The organism is Serratia sp. JKS296, assembly GCF_900215445.1.
Taxonomy (GTDB): Bacteria; Pseudomonadota; Gammaproteobacteria; order Enterobacterales; family Enterobacteriaceae; genus Serratia; species Serratia marcescens.
In genome coordinates, this window is sequence record NZ_OCMX01000001.1 from 4,549,193 (window position 1) to 4,571,679 (window position 22,487).

A 22,487-nucleotide genomic window follows, 5' to 3' on the forward strand; every position below is an offset into this window, starting at 1 on the left:
GCTAACAAAGTGCGGCTGTAAACCGCATTTTGTTAGCGCTTCTTTAACCCTCGCGTTACCTTCCCAGCCTTCAACCGCGTTTAACACTGCTTTTTTATCCCGCAACAACACATTTCCATGACATATCCATGTAACCAGCAGTACCCACTGTGATCTTCCGCACTTTTGGTCAAAATCACTTACCTTATTGAAATTACATAAATTTAACATCAAAAGATCGTTTTATGAGCGTTTTTTATTCCTTACGGTTATAAAAAATAAGGATCATGAGGTTAAAGTTTCACTAGCAACTGTTAGCGAACTATTAATTTTTCGCGTTACTAGCTGTATACTCATTTTCGTGAACTGAATCACAGTTCGTTGGAACTGATAAAAGAATACGATGAGGTGAGATGATGAAAATTAAAGCTACCGTTGCAACCCTGAGCGTTCTGTCCATGCTTTCCTTTGGTGCATTCGCAGCACAATCTGTTGATGCTACCCAGGCTGCAAAACTGCAGCCCGCCGGTGTGATCACCGTGAGCGGCGTCGCCGCGGCGCCTTCCGACATTCGCCAAGCGCTGTCCGACAAAGCTGACGCCAAAGGGGCGACCGCTTACCGCGTAATCGAAGCGCGCAACGACGGCAACTTCCACGCGACCGCTGAAATCTACAAATAAGTAACGGCATTACCCGGCAACGGGCAATACCTCTCTGGAATCAAACGCTGTCATAACGGCCTTCAAGAATAAAAATCGCTGCCAAGCCCTTCCAGGCTGTTATGAACAAGGATCGCTATCATGAACATGAAAACTACTCTTGCTGCACTCGGTTTGCTGTCCGTCATCTCCTTCGGCGCATCTGCCGCCCAGTTGGTGACTAACGATCAGACCGCCAATCTGCAATCTATCGGCACCATTACCGTCAGCGGTATCGACGGCGCGCCGACCGATATTCGCCAGGCGTTGTCGGAGAAAGCCGACGCGAAAGGCGCGACCGCCTACCGCGTGATCGAAGCCCGTAACGAAGGCAACTACCACGCCACCGCCGAGATTTACAAATAACAACTCTGGGAACGGCTTTGCAGAGCTGATTACCCTCGTCACTGCCACTGCCGAGTTCTGACGCAAACGCCGATTTCCCAGAGACCCTCTCGTCGTCCTATCCGACGAACCCCGTTGCCCTCGCTCGCGAGGGCTTTTTTACGCCCATAAAAAAGGCCGCGAATGCGGCCCTTAGATTGGCTTATGCGGCTGAACGATCAGTAGGTCACCTTCGGTTCCTGCTTTTTCGCCAACGCGTCCAGCAAGCGATCGTGAATGCCGCCGAAACCGCCGTTGCTCATCACCAGAATGTGGTCGCCCGGCTGCGCGGTTTTCACCACCATCTCCACCAGCGTATCGAGATCCGCGCTCCAATGCGCCGGCTGCACGCAGGCATCCGCCACTTCCGCGACCTGCCACGGAATGTGGTGCGGCTGGAACAGGAACACTTCGTCGGCGCGGCCGAGCGAAGGCGCCAGATCGTTTTTGCTGATGCCCATTTTCATGGTGTTGGATCGCGGCTCCAGCACCGCCAGAATGCGCGCCGTGCCGCCGACCTTGCCGCGCAGCGCGGCCAGAGTGGCCAGGATCGCCGTCGGGTGGTGCGCGAAATCGTCGTAAACCGTGACGCCGTTGGCTTCGCCACGCAGCTCCAGGCGGCGGCGGGCGTTGATGAAATCGCCCAACGCGCGGCAAGCGTCCGCCGGCTGCACGCCGACGTGACGGGTCGCGGCGATGGCCATCAGGCCGTTATGCATGTTGTGCTCGCCCACCAGCGCCCAGTTCACTTCGCCGACCTGCTCGCCGTCGAGGAACACCGCGTAATGGCTGGCGTCCGGCGTCAGCTTCTGCGCGCGCCAGGCGCCCTCTTCGCCCACCAGCTCCTGTTCGCTCCAGCAGCCCATCGCCATCACCTGCTTCAGGTGGCTGTCGTTGTCCGGCAGGATGATCTTGCCTTTGCCCGGCACCAGGCGCACCAGGTGGTGGAACTGTTTCTGGATGGCTTTCAGATCGTCGAAGATATCGGCGTGGTCGAACTCCAGGTTGTTCATGATCAGCGTGCGCGGGCTGTAGTGCACGAACTTGGAGCGTTTGTCGAAGAACGCGCAGTCATACTCGTCGGCCTCGATCACGAAGAACGGGCTGCCGCCGAGGCGGGCCGAAACGTCGAAGTTGCCCGGCACGCCGCCGATGACGAAGCCGGGCTGGTAGCCGCAGGCTTCGAGGATCCAGGTCGCCATGCCGGCGGTGGTGGTTTTGCCGTGGGTGCCGGCGACCGCCAGTACCCAGCGATCGCGCAACACGGCATCGTGCAGCCACTGCGGGCCGGAAACGTAAGGGATACCGCGCTCCAGCACCGCCTCCACGCACGGGTTGCCGCGCGTCATGGCGTTGCCGATGATCACCAGATCCGGCGCCGGATCCAGCTGGGCGGGATCATAACCCTGAATCAGATCGATCCCCTGGTTCTCCAGCAGCGTGCTCATCGGCGGATAGACGTTGGCGTCCGAACCGGTGACGTCATGCCCCAGTGAGCGCGCCAGCATCGCCAGCCCGCCCATAAAGGTGCCACAGATCCCAAGAATGTGAATGCGCATAGGTTTCTCATGTGAGTGCATCGAATGTCGGCATATTCTAACGCTCAGAATCGTCCAGAAGAAATGGATTTGCCTATGAATGGCGCGCATCTTTGGGCTACACTGCTCGCGAAAACGTTGGCGGTTTGTTAACAGGCCGCTATCCATCCGTAGATTCAGGGATTGTGTCATGAAAACGTTAGGCGAATTTATCGTCGAGAAACAGCACGACTTCTCGCACGCCACCGGCGAGCTGACCGCGTTACTTTCTGCCATTAAACTGGGCGCCAAAATCATCCACCGCGACATCAACAAGGCCGGCCTGGTTGATATTCTGGGGACCAGCGGGGTGTCCAACGTACAGGGCGAAGTTCAGATGAAACTGGACCTGTACGCGAACGAAAAACTGAAAGCGGCGTTGAAAGCGCGTGGTGAAGTTGCGGGTATCGCTTCCGAAGAAGAAGATGAAATCGTGATATTCGACGGCGAGCGAGCTGAAAATGCCAAGTATGTCGTATTGATGGATCCGTTGGACGGTTCGTCCAACATCGATGTCAACGTCTCGGTCGGTACGATTTTCTCTATCTATCGTCGCATCACGCCGGTCGGCACGCCGGTGACCGAAGAAGACTTCCTGCAGCCGGGCAGCGCCCAGGTCGCAGCGGGTTACGTGGTTTACGGCTCGTCCACCATGCTGGTGTACACCACCGGTTACGGCGTCCACGCCTTCACGTACGATCCGTCTCTGGGCGTGTTCTGTCTCTCTCACGAGAAAGTACGTTTCCCGGCGAGCGGCAACATGTATTCCATCAACGAAGGCAACTACATCAAGTTCCCTCTCGGCGTGAAGAAATACATCAAGTACTGCCAGGAGCAGGATGAAGCGACGCAGCGCCCTTACACCTCGCGCTACATCGGTTCTCTGGTGGCGGACTTCCACCGCAACCTGCTGAAAGGCGGCATCTACATCTACCCAAGCACCGCCAGCCACCCGCAAGGCAAGCTGCGCCTGCTGTACGAATGCAACCCGATGGCGTTCCTGGCCGAACAGGCCGGCGGCAAGGCCAGCGACGGCAAAAACCGCATTCTGGACATCACGCCGGTGAAACTGCACCAGCGCGCGCCATTCTTCGTCGGCACCAAGTCGATGGTGGAAGACGCAGAACGCTTCATCGCCGAAAACCCGGACGAGTAACGCGTTCTTTGCCAGGGTTCGGCGCCTTGCCGAACCCTTATTACCTTACAGCTTGAACGCCGCCATGCTCTGCGCCAGCAGCTGAGCCTGATCTTCCAGCGAGCGCGTCGCCGCCGCAGACTCCTCCACCAGCGCCGCATTCTGTTGCGCCACCTGATCCATCTGCGCCACCGCCAGGTTCACCTGTTCGATACCGCTGCTTTGTTCGCGCGTCGCCGCCGAGATCTCACGCATCAACGCCGTCACCCGGCCCACTTCACCGGTGATGCCGCTCATGGTCTGCGCCGCCGACTCCACCATCTGCTCGCCTTCCTGCACCCGGTTCTGCGACGCTTCGATCAACCCTTTGATCTCTTTCGCCGACTGGGCGCTGCGCTGCGCCAGATTGCGCACTTCGCCGGCCACCACCGCGAAACCGCGGCCCTGTTCGCCGGCGCGCGCCGCTTCCACCGCTGCGTTCAACGCCAGGATATTGGTCTGGAAGGCGATGCCGTCCATCACGCTGATGATGTCGGCGATGCGGCGCGAGCTGTCGGTGATCGCCTGCATCTTGCTCATGACCTGACTGACCACGTCGCTGCCCTGGTTGGCGATATCGGACACGCTCAGCGCCAGCTGATTGGCCTGCTCGCAGTTCTCGGCGTTCATTTTCACCGTCGAAGTCAGCTGTTCCATGCTGGCGGCGGTCTCTTCCAGCGACGCGGCCGACTCTTCGGTACGCTGCGCCAGATGCAGGTTGCCGGCCGCCAGTTCACGCGAACCGGTGTCGATCTGGCTGCTGGCGTCACGCACTTTACTGACCGAACTGGCCAACGCCTGCTGCATGCGCTGCATCGCCCGCACCAGGCGGCCCATCTCGGTATCGCCCTCACCACGGATCTCATGGGTCAGATCGCCGCCGGCGATGTGTTCCAACTGCGCGATGGACTCGTCCAACGGGCGCAAAATGATCACGCGCAGCGCGAACCAGGCCAGCACCGCCAGCAGCACGCTGAGCAGGCCCGCCACCACGATCAGCGAGATCTTGGTGCTGGCGTTGTTTTCCGCGTCATACACCTGCTTTTCGCCGAGCTTCATGGCGAAGCTGCGGAAATCGCTGAGATCCTTTTCAAACGCGATGCTCAACGCAGAGATGCGGGTCTCCTGAATATGGTAATACTCATCGATTTTACCGGCCTTGATGGCGGCGGCCATCGGCTTCACGCCTTGCTCGAGGTAGGCGCGATAGCTGTTTTGCAGACGATTGGAGAGTTCGCGGCCGCGCTCGGTCACGGTGCCGACGCCGACAAAGCGCGCCATTTCCTTGTTCGACTGCTCGAGGTAGCCGTAAATGCGGCCCACGGTGGCGTCAGCGACATCGATCTGGCCGATCTCCCGTTGGCGCACCGCCAGCGAGGCGGCGGTGCGGGCGCGCAGCGTCAGGTTGGAGCTGTTGGCCAGCGAGCCCAGCTCTTCGCCGAGGATCTGGTTTAAGGTATGGATCGAGCGCGATCCTTCGTTAATCGCGTTGACGCCAATAACGCTGACCATGATCAGCAGCATGGTCATCAGGCTCAGCAGGGCGATCAGCCCAGCCTTCACCGTAATCTTTTTTAGCATGAGTTCTTCCCGGCTTCAGAATAGTGAGATCAGACGTAGTAGGGGTGGCAAAACGCGGAGCCAGCTTTGCTGGCTCATTATTGTTTGTTGAAGTTATCGGCAGGCGGAGACAAAACTTCATGCCGTGGCGGGATTAATCTGGAAATTATCCCTGCGCCGGCACGCGGGGTTTTCGACGATGAAAAGGGCAGGAAATCGCAAAAGAGTCCGCTATAATAGCCGCCACTCCATTTCTGGTTTGATGATTAAAGGAAACCGACATGAGCTTGAATCTGGTCCCTGCTGGCAAAGACCTGCCGGAAGACATCTACGTAGTAATCGAAATCCCGGCCAACGCCGATCCAATCAAATACGAAATCGACAAAGAAACCGGCGCGCTGTTCGTTGACCGTTTCATGTCCACCGCGATGTTCTACCCGTGCAACTACGGCTACATCAACCACACTCTGTCTCTGGACGGTGATCCGGTTGACGTGCTGGTCCCAACCCCATACCCGCTGCAGCCGGGCTCCGTGATCCGCTGCCGTCCGGTTGGCGTGCTGAAGATGACCGACGAAGCCGGTGAAGACGCCAAGCTGGTTGCGGTACCGCACAGCAAGCTGACCAAAGAGTACGATCACGTGAAAGACGTGAACGACCTGCCGGAACTGCTGAAAGCCCAGATCGCTCACTTCTTCGAGCACTACAAAGATCTGGAAAAAGGCAAATGGGTGAAAGTGGAAGGCTGGGCAGACGCTGCTGCGGCTAAAGCGGAAATCATCGCCTCCTTCGAACGCGCTGCCAAGAAGTAATTTTCGCCGCCGTCCGATGAAAAAACACCGCTCATTGAGCGGTGTTTTTTTATTACTGATCTTCGAGGCGTTTCAGCCAGTCACCGCTGGTAATTCGCGGGTAACCGTCCACGCTGTGTTTATACAGGTAGATCCACGCACTCCCATAAGGCGTCTGAATCAGCTCGCGCTTATAGTCCTTGGTGTTGCTTTTCAGTTCGTCCAGCTCTGCCAGAATCGATGAGTTAATACGATACACTTCGCAATGTATCGTGCCCTCTCCAGGGATCGCCGCCGGGTAATGGCCCAGATTATAAATCTGATAGCCTTCGAGCTCGTGCTCGCCGAGCCATTGGGCGTTGGTCATCCAATGGCTGTTTCCCTGTTTGCGCCGTAAACTGCCGTAGACAATTATTCGCATCGCTAAAACTCAAACTGATAGAGCAAATCTAATGCCTGGTCGAGACCAGACACCGCTTCAAGATACAACTTAGGCATCAGGCGATAACGCAACGTCAGCGTGGCCAGCGAGTCGAAAATGCCCACCCCATATTTTACTTGTAAGCCTGGGAGGACATAGCCGCTCACGACAACCTGGGAATTGTCGCCAACCCCTTGGGTGTCCAGAGCCAAATTACTCACGCCGAATGCCTCGCCGATTTTACCCACAAGTTGACCACTTTGTGCAACCCCCATGCCGATTAACATCGACGTCATGGCGTTGCCGTCGGCGCCGGAGCTGTTCAAGCCCTGGCCGCGCAGCAGATAAGACAGGGCTTCCTGTTGCGATTTGGCCGGATCGGAGAACACTTCCAGCTTCGGCGCATCCGCCAGGCCGGTCACGCGCACGCCGGCGGTCACGTCGTCCTCGGTGGATTCCGGGTTGCGGATCGCTTCGATATTGAGCAGCGGCTGATCCGGCGGGCCGGAGAACATCAGCTGCCCTTTACGCACGATCAAATCCTGACCATAAGCATGGAAGCGACCGGAAGGGATGTCAATCTGGCCGTTGAGGCCCAGCCCTTTCTTGTCCTGTACCACTTTCAAATCACCCTTCAAGCGGGCTTTCAGGCCAAAGGCGTCCAGCCGCACGTCGTTGCCGACGTGGATCATCAGGTTACTGTTGATCGGGATCGAGGCGGTCTTCGGTTGAATCGGCTTCAGCTGATCGTCCAGCATGACTTCGTCGGAAGAGACGCCCACCGCGCTTTCCGGCAGCTCCTGCACCGTGATGCGCGCCCAGGGAATGTCGACCTTGCCGTTGAGCGAGAACAGCTGCGGCGTGGCTTCGAACACCAGATCCGGCGAGACGTCGATACGGATCATCGGCGGCACCGTCACCCGCAGCTTGTCACCCTTGGCGGCAATGCGCGCGCGCCAGGCGTTGATGTCACGCCAGTCGGCATCGCCCGCCAGATTCAGCTGGCCGCGCGTGGTGCTGAGCAGCCCTTCCAGCGTCGAGGTCATGCCGTTGAAATTCACCGCCAGCCGCGCGTCGGTCATATCGAACGGCATCCAGTGCCCCTGCACCTTCGCCCGATCCAACGCCAGACGCCCGAACACCAGCGGCTTCTGCGCGCTGCCGCCCAGACGCAGGTTGGCGTTCAGCATGCCCGCCGCGCTTTCGCCCTTCATCAGCGCCGGGTTGATCAGCGCCAGCGAGATGTTGGTGATATTGACGTTGCCGCTGATGGTGCGCCGCACCTGCGGATCCGCCACCTGGATATTGCCGTCGAACTGGCCGTTGTTGGTCAGTTTGATCCGCCAGTCGGCCTGCGCGCGGCCGTTGTTCAGGCCGGCGTTGAGGGTCAGCGTATCGAAGGCGATCGGCAACGCGTTGCCCTGCACCTGCTGCACCACTTTGACGCCGTTGCCGGCGAGCGTGACTTTCGCCTCCGGCAGCGCGCCGCCCGGCTTCCAGCTGACGTCGGCCCGGCCGGTGAACACGCCGCTCAGGGCGGTTTCCGGGCCAAGGAACGGCTTGATCATCGCCAGATCGAACCGGTTGAGCACCACGCTGGCCTGGCCGCTCTGGCCGGCTTCAATGGTCTTTGGCACGCACAGCTCGGCGTTCGGGTTCTGCCAACAGTGCGGCCCGACGCTGATTTTCTGCTCGGCGTTCAGGTAGTCCAGCGCGATGGCGCGCGTCAGGCGCCACTCCCCTACCGGCGTATCGAAGCGGGTATTGTTCAAATTGCCGCGCCAGCGCTGCTGCTGACGATCGAAGCTGCCCTGCAGCGCCAGCTGGCCGGAGACCGGTTTGCCGTCGATCTTCAACTGCAGTTGGTGCTGCTTCTCGCTGCCCTTGGCGTCGAGGGTCAGCAGGCTGACCTCCAGCGCGTCCTGCTTCAGCTGCTCGACACGTACCGCCAACTGCCCCTGAATCTGATCCGTCGAGCGCACGTCGCCGTCGATCTTCACGCGGTTGATGTGCAGCGCCTGCCACTGCAAGCCGGAAGCGGTCAAATCCGCCAGCAGCTGCGGCGCCTGCAGATTGCCGCGCAGTTTCAACAGCCCTTTGGCGGTGCCGCCGAGGCCCGGCAGCGCGCCGTCCAGACGCGGCGCGTCGATGTTGGCGTCCAGGTTCCAGCTCTTCTCGTCCAGCTGCCCTTTGACGTTCAGCTGGTTGCGCCCCAGCGTCAGATCGATGCCGGGGATTTTCCACTGCCCGGCGGCGTTGCCGCTCAGCGTGCCGCGCGCCGTGACCTTATTCTGCTTCACATTGCCGTCCAGCTGCAGCACCGGCACCTGCAGCTGCCAGCTGCCGCCGTGCAGGCTGCCGCGCGTGGTGATCTTGCCATCCAGCTTCGCCGGCCATTCCGGCCACTGCTTGGCGGTATTGATGCCGCTCAGCGTCAATTGCGAGGTCCAGCTGATGGCCTTGCTCCAGTCCACCAGCGCGGTGAGATCGGTATTGCCCTGCAGCGCCGCCAGCCGCAGGCGCTCCAGCTTGAACTGCTCGACGTTGCCTTTGCCGTCCAGCGTCAGCACCGCCGGCGGCAGATCCTGGCCTTTCAGATTGGCGCGCGTCGACAGCGCGTAATCGGTCGCCTTGCCGTTAAAGCGCAGGCGGAAATCGTTGACCTGGTACTGCGCCTCGCCGCTCAGCGGCCATTTCAGCTGTTTGCTCTGCAGCGTCAGCGCCAGCGGCAGGCCGGCTTCGGCCAGCCGAGTTTGCACATCAAGCTGGGCGCCGACCGGGCCGGACAGGTTCAGCGCCACCTTCAGCTCGTCACGCAACCCGCCGCCGATGTTCAGCTTCACCTTCTCGCCCTTCAGCGGATCAATGTTCAACGCGCTGTTGGCGGTCAGCGCCACCGGCCAGTCGCCGGTCAGGGTCGCCTGCCCCTGCACCGACAGCGTGCCCTGCGGCGACTTCACGTCGAAATTGTCCAGCTGGATATGCTGATCCTGCGTGCTGGCCTGCAGCAACAGGCTCGTGATCAGCACGTCGGTATCGCCGGTCAAGCGCAGCTGTTCGCCGCTGATCTCTTTCACGGTGATATCCAGCGGCAGGCGGATGTCCGGCAGATCCGGCAACAGCGGTTTGGCGAACAGTTCCTTCAGCGTTTCGCCGAGCGGCTTCTCTTCCGGCTGCGGCGCAGGTTTCGCCGCGTCGGTGACCTGCTCGCCGACCTTTTTCGCCACCTCGACCGCCGGTTGCACCGCTTCCGGCAACGGATTTTGCGGCGTTTTCGGCAAGGCGATCAGCAACGAGCCGATCTTGGTCGGCATCAGCGTCAGCGCGCGCTCTTGCCACTGCGCGCCGGTGCGGAACTCGGCCAGAGAGATGGCGGTATCGTCGACGGTGACCTTGACGTTATTCAGCGCCAACAGGCGCAGGGTGATCGGATAAGGGGTGCTGAGATTGGTGGTCGGCTCACTGCTCTCCTCCACCGGCGCGGAGGGCGCCATCTCTTTGGTGTTCACCGCCACGTCCACGTCCTGAGCGGTCAAGGCGTTAACGCACAGCGAGCTGCGTTTAAAGCAGGAGAGATCGAGGGACAGATGGAATTGCCCGGCGTTGACCGTCACGCCCGGCATCTGATACTTCACGCCCTTCAGCGTCAGATCGCGCCAGCCGCCGCTGACGCCGGCGATCTCCAGCCCCGGCACCCAGCGCGCCGCGCCGTTGATGACCATATGCAAACCGGTGGTGGTCCCCACCAGGAAGGCCAGGCCGCCGATCAGCAACAGCAGGACGACCAGAAATCCAAGGCAAATCTTTTTAATCAGGCTCATAGTTCAGGCCCCAAACCGATGTAGAACTGCATCCCGTGGGTGTCCTTGTCCCCCACGGGCGCGGCGATATCCAGCTTCACCGGCCCCACCGGCGACTGCCAGCGCACGCCTACGCCGGCGCCGGTCTTGAAGTTGCTCTGCTTGATATCGTTCACCGCTTCACCGGAATCGACGAACATCGCCCCCCACCATTTGCCGGTCACGTTGTATTGGTACTCCAGCGAGCCGGTCAGCATCTTGGAGGCGCCGGTCAGCTTGCCGTCGTCGCCGCGCGGCGAAATGTCTTTGTACTTGTAGCCGCGAATGCTGCGGTCACCGCCGGCGAAGAAACGCAGATCCGGCGGCACCTTGTCGAAGTCGTTGGTTTCGATCCAGCCCACCTGCCCGCGCGCCACGAAACGGTGCTTGTCGGCCAGGGTGCGGATCCAGACGTTCTGCGCCTGCATCAGCGCGAAGTCCACGCCGGAGCCCCAGGAGGTGTCGGATACGTCGATGGAATAGCGCTGGCTGTCGCCCCAGGTCGGCATCAGCCCGCCGCGCGAACGGGTGCGGTTGAAGCTGACGCCGGGGTACAGCAGCATGGTGGTATTGCTGACGTTGCCCTGGGTAAAGTTATCCCAGCGCCAGGTCAGGTTGATCGCCCGCTGCCAGCCGCTGGAGAGATCCCAGTTGCGCGAGGCCACCACTTTGGAGGTCACGGATTTGGTGTCGTTAAGATCGACGTTCTTGAGCCCTCCCTGCAGCAGGTAATACTGCTCCAGCGGATTCTTCAGCAACGGGATCTTATAGGTCAGATCCAGCTGCTGCTCCGGCGCCGACACGCTGGCGCTGGTTTCCAGGCTATGCCCGCGATCGTTGAGCCAGGGCTTTTTCCAGGTGCCTTTCACCCGCGGGCCGACGTCGGTGGAATAACCGATACCGGTTTCGACGGTGTTGCGCGTGCGCGGCGTCACCAGCGCGTCCAACGGCAAAATCTTGTTCTCTTTGGCATCGTTGAAATCAGGGGACACCACCACCGAGTTAAACCAGTTGGTGGCGGACAAACGGCGATTCAGCTCGGCCAAATCCTCCGAACTGTAGTAATCCCCCTGATGAAAGGGCACCAGATTTTGCAGATAGTCTTCGCGAATTTGCGAACCGGTGAATTTCACCTTGCCGAAGCGGTAACGTTCGCCGCTGTTGAAATCGATATCCCAAAACGCCTTGTGCAGATCTTCGGCCACGCCGAGCTGGCTTTTGGTCATATCGGCGTCGAAGTAGCCTTTGCGCAGCGCCAGGCCGGTCAGCGAGCCTTTGAAACTGTCATACTTGCCGTGGTTGAGGATCTCGCCGATGGTCGGCCGCCCCTTCTTTACCAGCGTCAGGTAGTCCTCATCGGTCTTTGCGCCTCCCTCCAGCACGATGTTGGCGCCGGCGATGCGCACCGGCTCGCCCGGATTGACCTTGGCGTGCAGCACCGGGCGCGACATCCCCGGCCGATCGTCCAGCGTAAACTCGATGGTCGGCTGGTAATAGCCGAGCGCGCGCAGCCCCTGGCGCACCGCCTCATCCACCCGCGCGCGGAAGCGGCCGTCGGTGCCAACCTCTTCAGGCGTGATCGACGACAGCCGCACCCGGACGTTTTTTTCCAACTCTCCGCTTAACCCCTCCACCTGCAGCCGCACGTTGGCCGCATAGGCTGCAGGTGCCGCAAGCAACACAGATATCAAGCACATGACCGGGTACTTTGGCACGTGTTCTCCTTATTGATTTTACTGTCCTGTTATGGTGTTCGCTCCGGGGCCAGGGCAGACTCCGCGCTATCATGACGGCAGCCCTCTTCAACCTTATTCCGGACGCCGCCCGCCGCGCTTTGCCACCGCCGCGCAACAGGCGAATTCTTCACTTTTGGCGCTCAAAATACTGCGTTAAGCTTATACAAAATCCAACTTGCCGCTTATTGTGGGCAAAGACGCGGTGAGATACAACCGAACCACCGCCATGTAGGGTCAATTCTTACTGTGACAACAGGAGTCAACCGTGGTGCCATTTTTTGATAAATCACAAACCGTCGATAAGGCAAGCGCGCTGCCTGGCCGCACCACGCCAATGCCTGTCGCAACGCTCAACGTGGTCACCGAGCACTCGATGACCCAGGTGCCGGCAGGCATGGACGTGGCGATCTTCGCCATGGGCTGTTTCTGGGGCGTTGAGCGTCTGTTCTGGCAACAGCCGGGCGTCTACAGCACCGCCGCCGGCTACAGCGGAGGCTATACGCCGAACCCGACCTACCGCGAAGTGTGCAGCGGCCAGACCGGCCACGCCGAAGTGGTGCGCGTGGTGTTCGATCCGCAGATCGTCAGCTACAAACAGCTGCTGCAGCTGTTCTGGGAAAATCACGATCCGGCGCAGGGCATGCGCCAGGGCGGCGACGTCGGCACGCAGTACCGCTCGGCGATTTATACGCTGAGCCCTGAGCAGCAGGCCGAGGCGGAAAGCAGCCTGCAACGCTTCCAGCAGGCGATGGACGCGGCGGGCGACAAGCGCGTCATCACCACCGAGATCGCGCCGGCGCTGCCGTTCTATTACGCGGAAGACGATCACCAACAGTACCTGTACAAGAACCCGGAAGGCTACTGCGGGCTGGGCGGCATCGGCGTTTGCCTGCCGCCGCAGGGCTGATTTGATGCCGGCCGGCGGCACTTTTTTAACCGCTGGCGGCCCCTGTGGGGCAACTGCTATACTATGCGGGCCGCTTCTGCGGCCCGATAGCTTCCCTTCTGGTTGTTATCGCTGCTTTTTTTACTATGTACTACCCTTCCTCAAGAGCGCCGTCATCCCGTCGGCACGTATGGATAGATTATGTTAAACAGTATTTTACTGATTCTTTTTCTGATCGCGGTGAGTGCGTTCTTCTCACTGTCGGAAATCTCTCTGGCCGCCTCGCGCAAGATCAAACTGAAGCTGATGGCTGACGAAGGTAACGTCAACGCCGCCAGAGTGCTCAAGCTGCAAGAAACCCCTGGCATCTTCTTCACCGTGGTGCAGATCGGCCTGAACGCCGTGGCCATCCTCGGCGGTATCGTGGGCGACGCGGCTTTCTCTCCCACCTTCAAGGTGTTGTTCGATCGTTTCCTGTCGCCCGAATTGGCGGAACAGGTCAGCTTCATCTGCTCTTTCGTGCTGGTGACCAGCCTGTTTATCCTGTTCGCCGATTTGACCCCGAAGCGCATCGGTATGATTGCACCAGAGACGGTCGCCGTCCGGATCATCAACCCGATGCGTTTCTCCATCATGATCTTCCGCCCGCTGGTGTGGTTCTTCAACGGCATGGCCAACCTGATCTTCCGCATGTTCAAGCTGCCGATGGTGCGTAAGGACGACATCACCTCCGATGACATCTACGCGGTGGTGGAAGCCGGCGCCCTGGCGGGCGTGCTGCGCAAGCAGGAGCACGAGCTGATTGAAAACGTGTTCGAACTGGAATCGCGCACCGTGCCGTCTTCGATGACCTCGCGCGAAAGCGTGGTGTACTTCGATCTGCGCGAAAGCGAAGAGAGCATCAAGGAGAAGGTCTCGACCCATCCGCACTCCAAGTTCCTGGTGTGCGACGGCCATATCGATCAGGTGGTGGGTTACGTCGACTCCAAAGACCTGCTGAACCGCGTGCTGGGCAACCAGAGCCTGGTGCTGAGCAGCGGCGTGCAGATCCGCTCGGCGCTGATCGTGCCGGATACGCTGACGCTGTCCGAAGCGCTGGAAAGCTTCAAAACCGCCGGCGAAGACTTCGCGGTGATCCTCAATGAATATGCGTTGGTGGTGGGCATCATCACGCTTAACGACGTGATGACCACGCTGATGGGCGATCTGGTCGGCCAGGGCCAGGAAGAGCAGATCGTGGCGCGCGACGAAAGCTCATGGCTGATTGAAGGCGGCACGCCGATCGACGACGTGATGCGCGTGCTGGACATCGATGAGTTCCCTCAGGCGGGCAACTACGAAACCATCGGCGGCTTTATGATGTACATGCTGCGCAAGATCCCGAAACGCACCGACTTCGTCAAATACGCCGGCTACAAGTTCGAAGTGGTGGATATCGACAGCTACAAGATAGACCAGCTGCTGGTCACCCGGCTGAGCGACAAACCGGCGGCGGTGCTGCCGAAAGCGCCGGACGACGCGCCTGCGGCCTGACGGCGGTAAGACAAAAACATCAGCGGCCCCATCGGGGCCGCATTTTTTTACCGCTGTCAGCGAGGTGTTCACCCCATCTCGGTCTGCAACAGCAGCACCTGACGGTTCACTTCAGACATCACGCTGAAATGGCGCTTGTCGCGAATCTTCGGCGGCAGGATTTTCCCCTCGTCGAATTCAAATGCGCCCACGTCCTTGATATATAGCCTTCCGCGAAACAGGGTCTTAACGTACTTTGCCACTTTCAAAGGGTTATAACGCTGGAAGATTCTCATTCTTTTACGCTCCTCCCGTTGATCCATGCGCTCAGCGAGCCGCCAAAGGTGGCAGCCTCGAAATTCAGAACGCAACTTGATTGCATGTAGTAGACCCAGTAAAGACCAGAACGTTCACTTCTGCCCGGATTTCTACGCTGGATTTACACTTTTTGACAGAATTGTATATGATAATTTATAACGTTTTCAGGATATCCCTTCAAAATCTGATGATTAGCGAACCAAGGGAAAATCTGCGATCCGGTTAACAGGACAGACCTCTTATCACATCCTATGCTTTAGGCTGTCGAAGTGCTGTCGCACAAATTCCCCCCATTACAAGGAGAAAGCATGAAAACAAGTCGCATGCTGATGGTATCCCTGCTGCTCGCCCCGCTTTTCGCTTCCGCGCACAACTTCCAGCTCCAGCAGCGCGTGGCGCCGGTCGGCGTCAGCGACAAAGGAGAGCTCAATTACGCCGACGGTAATTTTAGCTACCAAAACTGGAACAGCGCGCAGCTCAGTGGAAAAGTGCGAGTGATACAACATATTGCCGGCCGCAGCTCCGCCAAAGACATGAACGACCCACTGATTGAAGCGATCAAGAAAGCGAAGCTACCACACGATCGTTACCAAACGACGACAATCGTCAACACCGACGATGCCCTGATGGGCACGGCGATGTTCGTGCGCAGCAGCATTGAAGACAGCAAGAAGGAGTTCCCATGGTCGCAGTTTATCGTCGACAGCGACGGCAACGTGCGCAAAGCCTGGGATCTGCAGCCGAAAGGCTCCGCCATCGTGGTGCTGGATAAGCAAGGGCGCATCCAGTTCGCCAAAGACGGCGCGCTGACGCCGGAAGAGGTGCAGCAGGTGATGTCCAAACTGCACCAGTTGTTGGCGAACTAACTCAGAACAGCGACACCCGGAAGCCGGGGTTGAGGAAAGATTCACGCGGGGTATAGAGCAATGGCTTACCCTGCCAATCGTGAATTTGCGCCCCGGCGGCCACCGCCACCGCATGCCCTGCGGCGGTATCCCAAATGTTGGTCGGCCCGAAGCGCGGATAGAGCTGCGCCTTGCCTTCCGCCACCAGACAGAACTTCAGCGAGGAACCGACTGACACGGTCTGGTGCTCGCCCAGCTGCAGCAAATAATCTTTCAGTTCGTCGTCGATATGCGAGCGGCTCACCACCACCAGCGGCGGATGCGCGTTGCTGACGCCGATCGCCTGCCGCACGCCCTTCTCTTCTTTCCAGGCCTTGCCGCGCTCCGCCAGATACAACACGTCGATCGCCGGGGCGTACACCACCCCCATCACCGCCTGCCCGTCTTCAATCAGGGCGATATTGACCGTGAACTCGCCGTTGCGGTGCAAAAACTCTTTGGTGCCGTCCAGCGGATCGACCAGCCAGTAACGCGTCCAGCTGCGGCGCTCTTCCCACGCCGGCGGATCCTCTTCCGACAGCAGCGGCACCTCGGGCGTCAGCGCCGCCAGGCCGCGCTTGATGATGTGATGCGCCGCCAGATCGGCCGCCGTCACCGGTGAATCATCTTTTTTCTGTGCGACATCAAGCGGTTGTTCACCGTCGTACACCGCCATGATCGCCGCCCCCGCCTCGCGGGACAGTTGGCAAATTCGCTCTAACATCATGCACCTCAACTCCGCATCTCCGTGGGAAATTTCCCCCTGTCTCTGCTAGCAGACTAGTTTTTTTTACGCCGAATATCCATCTCAACCGCCTAAGCCCCGGGAATTCCTCAGTTCTTGTTGGGCACAACTGTGAACTTCCCCGCGTTACCCGCCGCCGTTTTCTGCCACACTTCACAGTTTGCTGTGGCAAGCAATGTTAATTACATTTCCCTCTGCGATAACACTCGAATAATGGAATGGAGAGAACCCCAAATGATGAAGCATCCACTGACGCTGTCCGCGCTTGCGCTGCTGGTGTGCGCCTCCGCGCAAGCGGCCACCGTCGATCTGCGCGTGCTGGAAACCACCGATCTGCACAGCAATATGATGGACTTCGATTACTACAAGGACACGCCGACCGACAAGTTCGGCCTGGTGCGCACCGCCAGCCTGATCCAACAGGCGCGCCAGCAGGCCGCCAACGCGGTGTTGGTGGACAACGGCGACATCATTCAGGGCAGCCCGCTCGGCGACTACATGGCGGCCAAGGGGCTGAAACCGGGCGACGTGCACCCGGTCTATAAGGCGATGAACACGCTGGACTACGTCGTCGGCAACATCGGCAACCATGAGTTCAACTATGGGCTGGACTACCTGAAGAACGCCATCGCCGGCGCCAAATTCCCGTATATCAACGCCAACGTCATCGACGCCAAAACGCAAAAACCGCTGTTCACGCCGTACATCATCGTCGATACGCCGGTGAAAGACCGCGACGGCAAGGCGCATACGCTGCGCATCGGCTACATCGGCTTCGTGCCGCCGCAGATCCTGGTGTGGGACAAGGCCAACCTGCAGGGCAAAGTGACGGTGGACGACATCACCGCCACCGCCAAGCGCTACGTGCCGCAGATGCGTAAAGAGGGCGCCGATCTGGTGGTGGCGATCCCGCATTCCGGGCTGTCCAGCGAGCCTTACAAGGCGATGGCGGAAAACTCGGTCTATTACCTCAGCCAGGTGCCGGGCATCGACGCCATCATGTTCGGCCACGCTCATGCGGTGTTCCCGAGCAAGGACTTTGCCAACATAAAAGGCGCGGATATCGACAAAGGTCTGCTGAACGGCGTGCCGGCGGTGATGCCGGGACAATGGGGCGATCATCTCGGCGTGGTCGACCTGCAGCTCAACAACGATGGCGGCAGCTGGAAAGTGACCGCCGCCAACGCGGAAGCGCGGCCGATCTACGACAAAGAAAACAAGAAATCGCTGGCGGCGGAAGATGCCGCGCTGGTGAAGGTATTGGCGGACGATCACAAAGGCACGCGCGAGTTCGTCAGCCAGCCGATCGGTAAATCCGACGGCAACATGTACAGCTACCTGGCGCTGGTGCAGGACGATCCGACGGTGCAAATCGTCAACAATGCGCAGAAAGCCTACGTCGAACATTACATCCAGGGCGATCCGGATCTGGCCGATCTGCCGGTGCTGTCGGCGGCGGCGCCGTTCAAGGTCGGCGGCCGCAAGAACGATCCCGCCAGCTTCGTCGAAGTGGAAAAAGGCCAGCTCACCTTCCGCAACGCCGCCGATCTCTATCTCTACCCCAATACGTTGGTGGTGGTGAAGGCGAGCGGCAAAGAGGTGAAAGAGTGGCTGGAGTGCTCCGCCGGCCAGTTCAACCAGATCGACGTCAACAGCGCCAAGCCGCAGGGCTTGATCAACTGGGACGGCTTCCGCACCTATAACTTCGACGTGATCGACGGCGTCAACTACCAGATCGACGTCAGTCAACCGGCGCGCTACGACGGCGAATGCCAACTGATCAACGACAAGGCGGAGCGTATCAAGCAGCTGACCTTCAACGGCAAGCCGATCGATCCGAACGCCACCTTCCTGGTCGCCACCAACAACTACCGCGCCTACGGCGGCAAGTTTGCCGGCACCGGCGACAAACATATCGCCTTCGCTTCGCCGGATGAAAACCGCTCGGTGCTGGCGGCCTACATCAGCGCCGAAACTCAGCGGCATGGCGCGGTGCGCCCGCAGGCGGACAACAACTGGCGTTTGGCGAACTTCAGCAGCCAGCAACCGCTGGATATCCGCTTCGAGACCTCGCCTTCGGACAAAGCGACAAGGTTTGTCAAAGCGCACGCCCAATATCCGATGAGCGCCGCAGGCAGCGACAGCATCGGCTTCGCGGTTTATCGCATCGATTTAAGCGGTAAGTGACGCGGTTTATGGCCGGCGCGCCCGGCCATTCATCGCTCGCCTGCGCGGCGCATAAAATAAGGGCGCCACGAAGGCGCCCAGAACAATCCTCGGTGGGATTACAGGATTTCCAGCAGCTCGACGTCGAACACCAGCGCGCTGAACGGCGGAATGGACGCGCCTGCGCCACGCTCGCCGTAGGCCAGGTTGTGCGGGATATACAGCTGCCATTTGGAACCGACCGGCATCAGGGTCAGCGCTTCGATCCAGCCTGGGATCACGCCGCTGACCGGGAATTCCGCCGGCTGGCCGCGCTCAACCGAGCTGTCGAACACATCGCCGTTGATCAAGCGACCGGTGTAGTGCACACGCACGCGGTCCTGACGGGACGGAATTGGGCCGTTGCCCTGCTCCAGCACGGAGAACTGCAGGCCAGACTCGGTCAGCGTCACGTCGTCGCGCTTGGCGTTGTCGTCCAGGAATTTCTGGCCTTCAACCGCCATCGCCTGCTGGCGCTCGCGGCGCACCGCGTCAGCACGCTCGTGGATTTCACGCAGCGCACGGTGCACCACGTCTACCGGAACCGCCGGGGCATTCCCTTCCAGCGCGTCACGCAAACCCGCCAGCAAAGCTTCCGGTTGCAAACCTTCCAGCCCGGACTCTTGCAGCTGCTGGCCTACCTGTAAACCAATCCCGTAACTTGCTTGCGCTTCAACGCTGTCAAAAGAAGGGGTTGTCATGGGGTTTTCCTTAAGTCTGTAAAAAGTCGAAAGCGCAGCATAACAGCGCGTCAATGCCGGGTAAAATCTTGTGTGGAGAATGATGACTTTTGTCGTAGAAAAAGAAACAATAACCTTCTGTTAACGCCCGCAGCCGCAAACCCCGGCTCTGCCGCTCAGCCGCCTTTCACTTCAATCAGTTAGCGGACTATACTGAAGGCAGGATATCGGGCAGGCGACGCGTTTAACGCGCCGCACTGATTATTACGCCGTCGAAGAGAGGTCACCATGGGCAGAATCGCGCCCAGGAGAAGGAAAACCACCCGCATCTACCAGCCGCTGCTGCGCATCTGGCTGAACATCAGCCAGCGCCTGAAACCGGGCGCCGCACCCACGGCTGAAGGCGCGGAACCGCCATCGGAGCCGCCGTCGGCCAACGACAAAATGCAGCGGGTCAAAGCTCTGCTGATTAAAGTCTGGCATCTGCCGGACGGTTTCCATTGGATGGAACCGCTGCCCTACTTTCACCGCCGCTGGGTGCTGATCTTCGGCATCATCCTGCTGCTGGCGTTGCTGTGGCCCTACTCGCCCGAAAGACAGCCGTTCCCGGTCTCTCAGCAGGAAACCAGCGTGCCGCTGCAGGCCGAGCTGCAAAACGGCGGAAGCGCCGCCACGCCCGCCAATGAGCCGACGCCGGCGGGCAACTGGCAGCGTTATCAGATCCAGCCCGGCCAGACCCTGGCCCAACTGTTTCGCGACAACAATCTGCCGGTGAATGAAGTGTTCGCCATGGCGCAGGTGGAAGGCGGCGACAAGCCGCTGAGCAACATGAAAGCCGGCCAGGAAGTGCGCATTGAACGCGACGCCAACGGCGTGATTAGCGCACTGTCGGTCACCACGGCAGACAATAGCCAGGCGCTGTTCCGCCGCCAGGCCGACGGCAGCTACCGCCGGGAACGCTAATCTCTACAGCTGCGCCAGCAGAAACTCGCGCAGCACCACGCCCTGATTGTGCTCGGTATCTTTACTGCCATACAGCAGCGTCAGCGCTTGCCCCTGCCGTAACAGCGCCACCAGCGGCTGCCAGGCGTCGTTGGCCGCCAGCTGTTGGCGGTATCGCGTCTCAAAGGCTTCCCACTGGTCGGTATGCTGATGGAACCACTTGCGCAGCTCGTCATCCGGCGCCACCTGTTTCAACCACTGCACGCCCGTCAACCGCTCTTTGCTGATGCCGCGCGGCCATAGCCGGTCTATCAGATAACAATGTTCCGGCGCCGGCGCGCTGAAATCGTAAACCCGCTGTAGCGTAATCGTTGCCATCGCACGCTCTCCTTTTCATCCCGTCTTCAAGCGTAGCGCGTTTTGCCAGGCGCAGAAAAGCAAAACGCCAGCGCGAGGCTGGCGTTTTAACCGGGTTAACAGCAGCGTAAATTACGCTTCTGCAACCACAACTACATTCAGCTGTGCGAACACGTCGCTGTGTACCTGGAAGTGCACTTCGTGCTCGCCAGTGGTACGCAGAACGCCGTTCGGCAGACGAACTTCGCTCTTGGCAACTTCAACGCCTGCCGCAGTCACTGCGTCAGCGATGTCGCGGGTGCCGATAGAGCCGAACAGTTTACCTTCGTCGCCAGATTTGGAAGCGATGGTGACTGAACCCAGTTCGTTGATCTTGGTTGCGCGAGCTTCAGCAGCAGCCAGAACGTCAGCCAGTTTGGCTTCCAGTTCAGCACGGCGTGCTTCGAAGAACTCAACGTTTTTCTTGGTAGCAGGAACAGCTTTGCCCTGTGGTACCAGGAAGTTACGAGCGTAGCCCGCTTTAACGTTAACTTGATCACCCAGGCTGCCCAGGTTTGCTACTTTATCAAGCAGAATAACTTGCATTACCTTATCCTCTCAAAGTCGTTAATGGACAGTGGCCGATTACTGATGACGATCAGTGTACGGCAACAAAGACAGGTAGCGCGCGCGCTTGATAGCACGGGCCAGCTGGCGCTGATATTTTGCACGAGTACCGGTGATACGGCTCGGTACAATTTTACCACTTTCGGTGATGTAGTTTTTCAGCGTAGCGATGTCTTTATAGTCAATCTCTTGAACGCCTTCCGCGGTGAAACGGCAGAACTTGCGACGACGGAAATAACGTGCCATTTGGCTAGTCTCCAGAATCTATCAATTCAATCTGCTCGGCATGCAGAACCAATTTGCTCAGCCCGTTGCGCCCTTGATGGCAGCTTACAAAGCCTTGCACGGTAATCTGACTGCCGACCGTTAATCTTTGAGTTAGTGCTTGTGACTGTTGTCCGCTGACAACCACGGGCATTCGGCACCATGCTTGTCTGCTGAATCCGGCTTCCATCTGCTGCGAACGGTGCTCTAGCACAAATTGGCAGTGCGGTATCCCGGAAGGACTCACTTTTCGAACCGGCGCCTTGCACACAGTGCCCGACAAAACCAGACGATTAGCCGTCACGGCGGCAATTACTCTTCAGAATCCCCAGCATCTGCATCATCTGCGGTTTCGTTAGCGAAGTCTTCGCGGCGATCGCCACGACGTTCGTCTTTCGCTTTAACCATCGGAGATGCTTCGGTTACCGCGTGCTTAACGCGCATAACCATGCTGCGGATAACGGCGTCGTTGAAGCGGAAGTTAGTTTCCAGCTCATCGATCGCTTCCTGCGGCGCTTCAACGTTCAGCAGAACGTAGTGAGCTTTGTGCAGTTTGTTGATCGGATAAGCCAGCTGACGGCGGCCCCAGTCTTCCAGACGGTGAATCTGACCTTGCGCGTTAGTGATGGTAGCACTGTAACGCTCGATCATGCCCGGAACCTGTTCGCTTTGGTCAGGATGGACCATAAAAACGATTTCGTAATGACGCATCGAATTGCTCCTTACGGATTATTCAGCCTCCTGTCAGGGTCAACCGCGGCCCATGGAAGCAAGGAACGTGTTTAGTGTGCGGCTGAAAAATGACGCGTAATCATACTGACGCAGGGCGGGAAACTCAAGGACTGCGTGGGTTTTATTCGCGTTAATGCGAGGCGCTATGGGAAATAGCACGATTTGCTCGTGAGTGAACCTATGTACGCCGATCCATC

22 protein-coding genes are annotated in these 22,487 nt (G+C 59.1%); 9 read left to right on the forward strand and 13 right to left on the reverse strand.

The window, feature by feature from the left end:
• Positions 1-395: 395 nt before the first annotated feature.
• Positions 396-659 (forward strand): peroxide/acid stress response protein YhcN, encoded by a 264-nt coding sequence (gene yhcN, locus CRO23_RS21820; RefSeq protein WP_004933574.1) that lies wholly within the window; start codon positions 396-398, stop codon positions 657-659.
• 120 nt (positions 660-779) lie between these two features.
• Complete coding sequence (gene yhcN, locus CRO23_RS21825) at positions 780-1,043, forward strand: peroxide/acid stress response protein YhcN (RefSeq protein ID WP_025305042.1); 264 nt, start codon at positions 780-782, stop codon at positions 1,041-1,043.
• Between the two features lie 197 nt (positions 1,044-1,240).
• Here the strand turns inward: yhcN (CRO23_RS21825) and mpl are convergent, their stop codons facing one another.
• Complete coding sequence (gene mpl / locus CRO23_RS21830) at positions 1,241-2,620, reverse strand: UDP-N-acetylmuramate:L-alanyl-gamma-D-glutamyl-meso-diaminopimelate ligase (RefSeq protein ID WP_016929338.1); 1,380 nt, start codon at positions 2,618-2,620, stop codon at positions 1,241-1,243.
• 169 nt (positions 2,621-2,789) lie between these two features.
• Here mpl and fbp point away from each other — a divergent pair, with 169 nt between their 5' ends.
• The gene (gene fbp / locus CRO23_RS21835) at positions 2,790-3,794 is read left to right on the forward strand and encodes a class 1 fructose-bisphosphatase (protein ID WP_004933587.1); all 1,005 of its coding nucleotides are present in this window, start codon (positions 2,790-2,792) and stop codon (positions 3,792-3,794) included.
• A 45-nt stretch (positions 3,795-3,839) separates the two neighbouring features.
• On the opposite strand, the gene CRO23_RS21840 is transcribed toward fbp, so the two are convergent.
• The gene (locus CRO23_RS21840; RefSeq protein ID WP_016929339.1) at positions 3,840-5,393 is read right to left on the reverse strand and encodes a methyl-accepting chemotaxis protein; all 1,554 of its coding nucleotides are present in this window, start codon (positions 5,391-5,393) and stop codon (positions 3,840-3,842) included.
• Positions 5,394-5,653: 260 nt separating this feature from the next.
• Between CRO23_RS21840 and ppa the strand changes: the two genes are divergently transcribed.
• Positions 5,654-6,184: an inorganic diphosphatase gene (ppa, locus tag CRO23_RS21845; protein ID WP_004933594.1), complete on the forward strand. Its 531-nt coding sequence runs from the start codon at positions 5,654-5,656 to the stop codon at positions 6,182-6,184.
• A 52-nt stretch (positions 6,185-6,236) separates the two neighbouring features.
• Here the strand turns inward: ppa and CRO23_RS21850 are convergent, their stop codons facing one another.
• The 3 genes from CRO23_RS21850 to tamA are packed head-to-tail and all read right to left on the reverse strand — an operon-like array spanning position 6,237 to position 12,120.
• Entirely contained in the window at positions 6,237-6,584 is a 348-nt protein-coding gene (locus tag CRO23_RS21850) for a gamma-glutamylcyclotransferase family protein (protein WP_004933596.1), read from the reverse strand.
• Positions 6,585-6,586: 2 nt separating this feature from the next.
• Entirely contained in the window at positions 6,587-10,405 is a 3,819-nt protein-coding gene (gene tamB, locus CRO23_RS21855; protein ID WP_097102916.1) for an autotransporter assembly complex protein TamB, read from the reverse strand.
• Positions 10,402-12,120: an autotransporter assembly complex protein TamA gene (gene tamA / locus CRO23_RS21860; protein ID WP_249339672.1), complete on the reverse strand. Its 1,719-nt coding sequence runs from the start codon at positions 12,118-12,120 to the stop codon at positions 10,402-10,404. The genes tamB and tamA overlap by 4 nt, the downstream gene beginning before the upstream one ends.
• Before the next feature lie 307 nt (positions 12,121-12,427).
• Between tamA and msrA the strand changes: the two genes are divergently transcribed.
• On the forward strand, positions 12,428-13,066 hold the full coding sequence (gene msrA, locus CRO23_RS21865) for a peptide-methionine (S)-S-oxide reductase MsrA (RefSeq protein ID WP_086013601.1): 639 nt from the start codon (positions 12,428-12,430) through the stop codon (positions 13,064-13,066).
• A gap of 180 nt (positions 13,067-13,246) precedes the next feature.
• A complete protein-coding gene (locus tag CRO23_RS21870) occupies positions 13,247-14,578 on the forward strand; it encodes a hemolysin family protein (RefSeq protein WP_016929344.1) in 1,332 nt (443 codons plus the stop codon).
• A gap of 68 nt (positions 14,579-14,646) precedes the next feature.
• Here CRO23_RS21870 and CRO23_RS21875 read toward each other — a convergent pair whose 3' ends face one another.
• Positions 14,647-14,853 (reverse strand): DUF1107 domain-containing protein, encoded by a 207-nt coding sequence (locus tag CRO23_RS21875; protein WP_004933604.1) that lies wholly within the window; start codon positions 14,851-14,853, stop codon positions 14,647-14,649.
• 330 nt (positions 14,854-15,183) lie between these two features.
• On the opposite strand from CRO23_RS21875, the gene CRO23_RS21880 reads away from it, so the two are divergent.
• The gene (locus tag CRO23_RS21880; RefSeq protein WP_025159587.1) at positions 15,184-15,741 is read left to right on the forward strand and encodes a YtfJ family protein; all 558 of its coding nucleotides are present in this window, start codon (positions 15,184-15,186) and stop codon (positions 15,739-15,741) included.
• Position 15,742: 1 nt separating this feature from the next.
• On the opposite strand, the gene cysQ is transcribed toward CRO23_RS21880, so the two are convergent.
• Positions 15,743-16,483: a 3'(2'),5'-bisphosphate nucleotidase CysQ gene (cysQ, locus tag CRO23_RS21885; protein ID WP_176519337.1), complete on the reverse strand. Its 741-nt coding sequence runs from the start codon at positions 16,481-16,483 to the stop codon at positions 15,743-15,745.
• A 255-nt stretch (positions 16,484-16,738) separates the two neighbouring features.
• Between cysQ and CRO23_RS21890 the strand changes: the two genes are divergently transcribed.
• Positions 16,739-18,691: a bifunctional 2',3'-cyclic-nucleotide 2'-phosphodiesterase/3'-nucleotidase gene (locus tag CRO23_RS21890; protein ID WP_049300851.1), complete on the forward strand. Its 1,953-nt coding sequence runs from the start codon at positions 16,739-16,741 to the stop codon at positions 18,689-18,691.
• 98 nt (positions 18,692-18,789) lie between these two features.
• Here the strand turns inward: CRO23_RS21890 and fklB are convergent, their stop codons facing one another.
• Entirely contained in the window at positions 18,790-19,410 is a 621-nt protein-coding gene (fklB, locus tag CRO23_RS21895; protein ID WP_004933618.1) for an FKBP-type peptidyl-prolyl cis-trans isomerase, read from the reverse strand.
• Between the two features lie 267 nt (positions 19,411-19,677).
• Here fklB and CRO23_RS21900 point away from each other — a divergent pair, with 267 nt between their 5' ends.
• Positions 19,678-20,352, forward strand: coding sequence for an OapA family protein (locus tag CRO23_RS21900; protein ID WP_097102919.1), 675 nt, complete (start codon positions 19,678-19,680; stop codon positions 20,350-20,352).
• 3 nt (positions 20,353-20,355) lie between these two features.
• On the opposite strand, the gene CRO23_RS21905 is transcribed toward CRO23_RS21900, so the two are convergent.
• The 5 genes from CRO23_RS21905 to rpsF form a co-directional block, all read right to left on the reverse strand.
• Positions 20,356-20,709: a DUF488 domain-containing protein gene (locus tag CRO23_RS21905; RefSeq protein WP_016929349.1), complete on the reverse strand. Its 354-nt coding sequence runs from the start codon at positions 20,707-20,709 to the stop codon at positions 20,356-20,358.
• A 111-nt stretch (positions 20,710-20,820) separates the two neighbouring features.
• Positions 20,821-21,273, reverse strand: coding sequence for a 50S ribosomal protein L9 (gene rplI / locus CRO23_RS21910; protein WP_004933629.1), 453 nt, complete (start codon positions 21,271-21,273; stop codon positions 20,821-20,823).
• Between the two features lie 39 nt (positions 21,274-21,312).
• Positions 21,313-21,540 (reverse strand): 30S ribosomal protein S18, encoded by a 228-nt coding sequence (gene rpsR / locus CRO23_RS21915; protein WP_000135199.1) that lies wholly within the window; start codon positions 21,538-21,540, stop codon positions 21,313-21,315.
• 4 nt (positions 21,541-21,544) lie between these two features.
• Positions 21,545-21,862, reverse strand: a complete 318-nt coding sequence (gene priB / locus CRO23_RS21920) for a primosomal replication protein N (protein ID WP_049233092.1) — start codon at positions 21,860-21,862, stop codon at positions 21,545-21,547.
• A gap of 8 nt (positions 21,863-21,870) precedes the next feature.
• On the reverse strand, positions 21,871-22,269 hold the full coding sequence (gene rpsF, locus CRO23_RS21925; RefSeq protein ID WP_004933634.1) for a 30S ribosomal protein S6: 399 nt from the start codon (positions 22,267-22,269) through the stop codon (positions 21,871-21,873).
• Positions 22,270-22,487 lie beyond the last annotated feature (218 nt).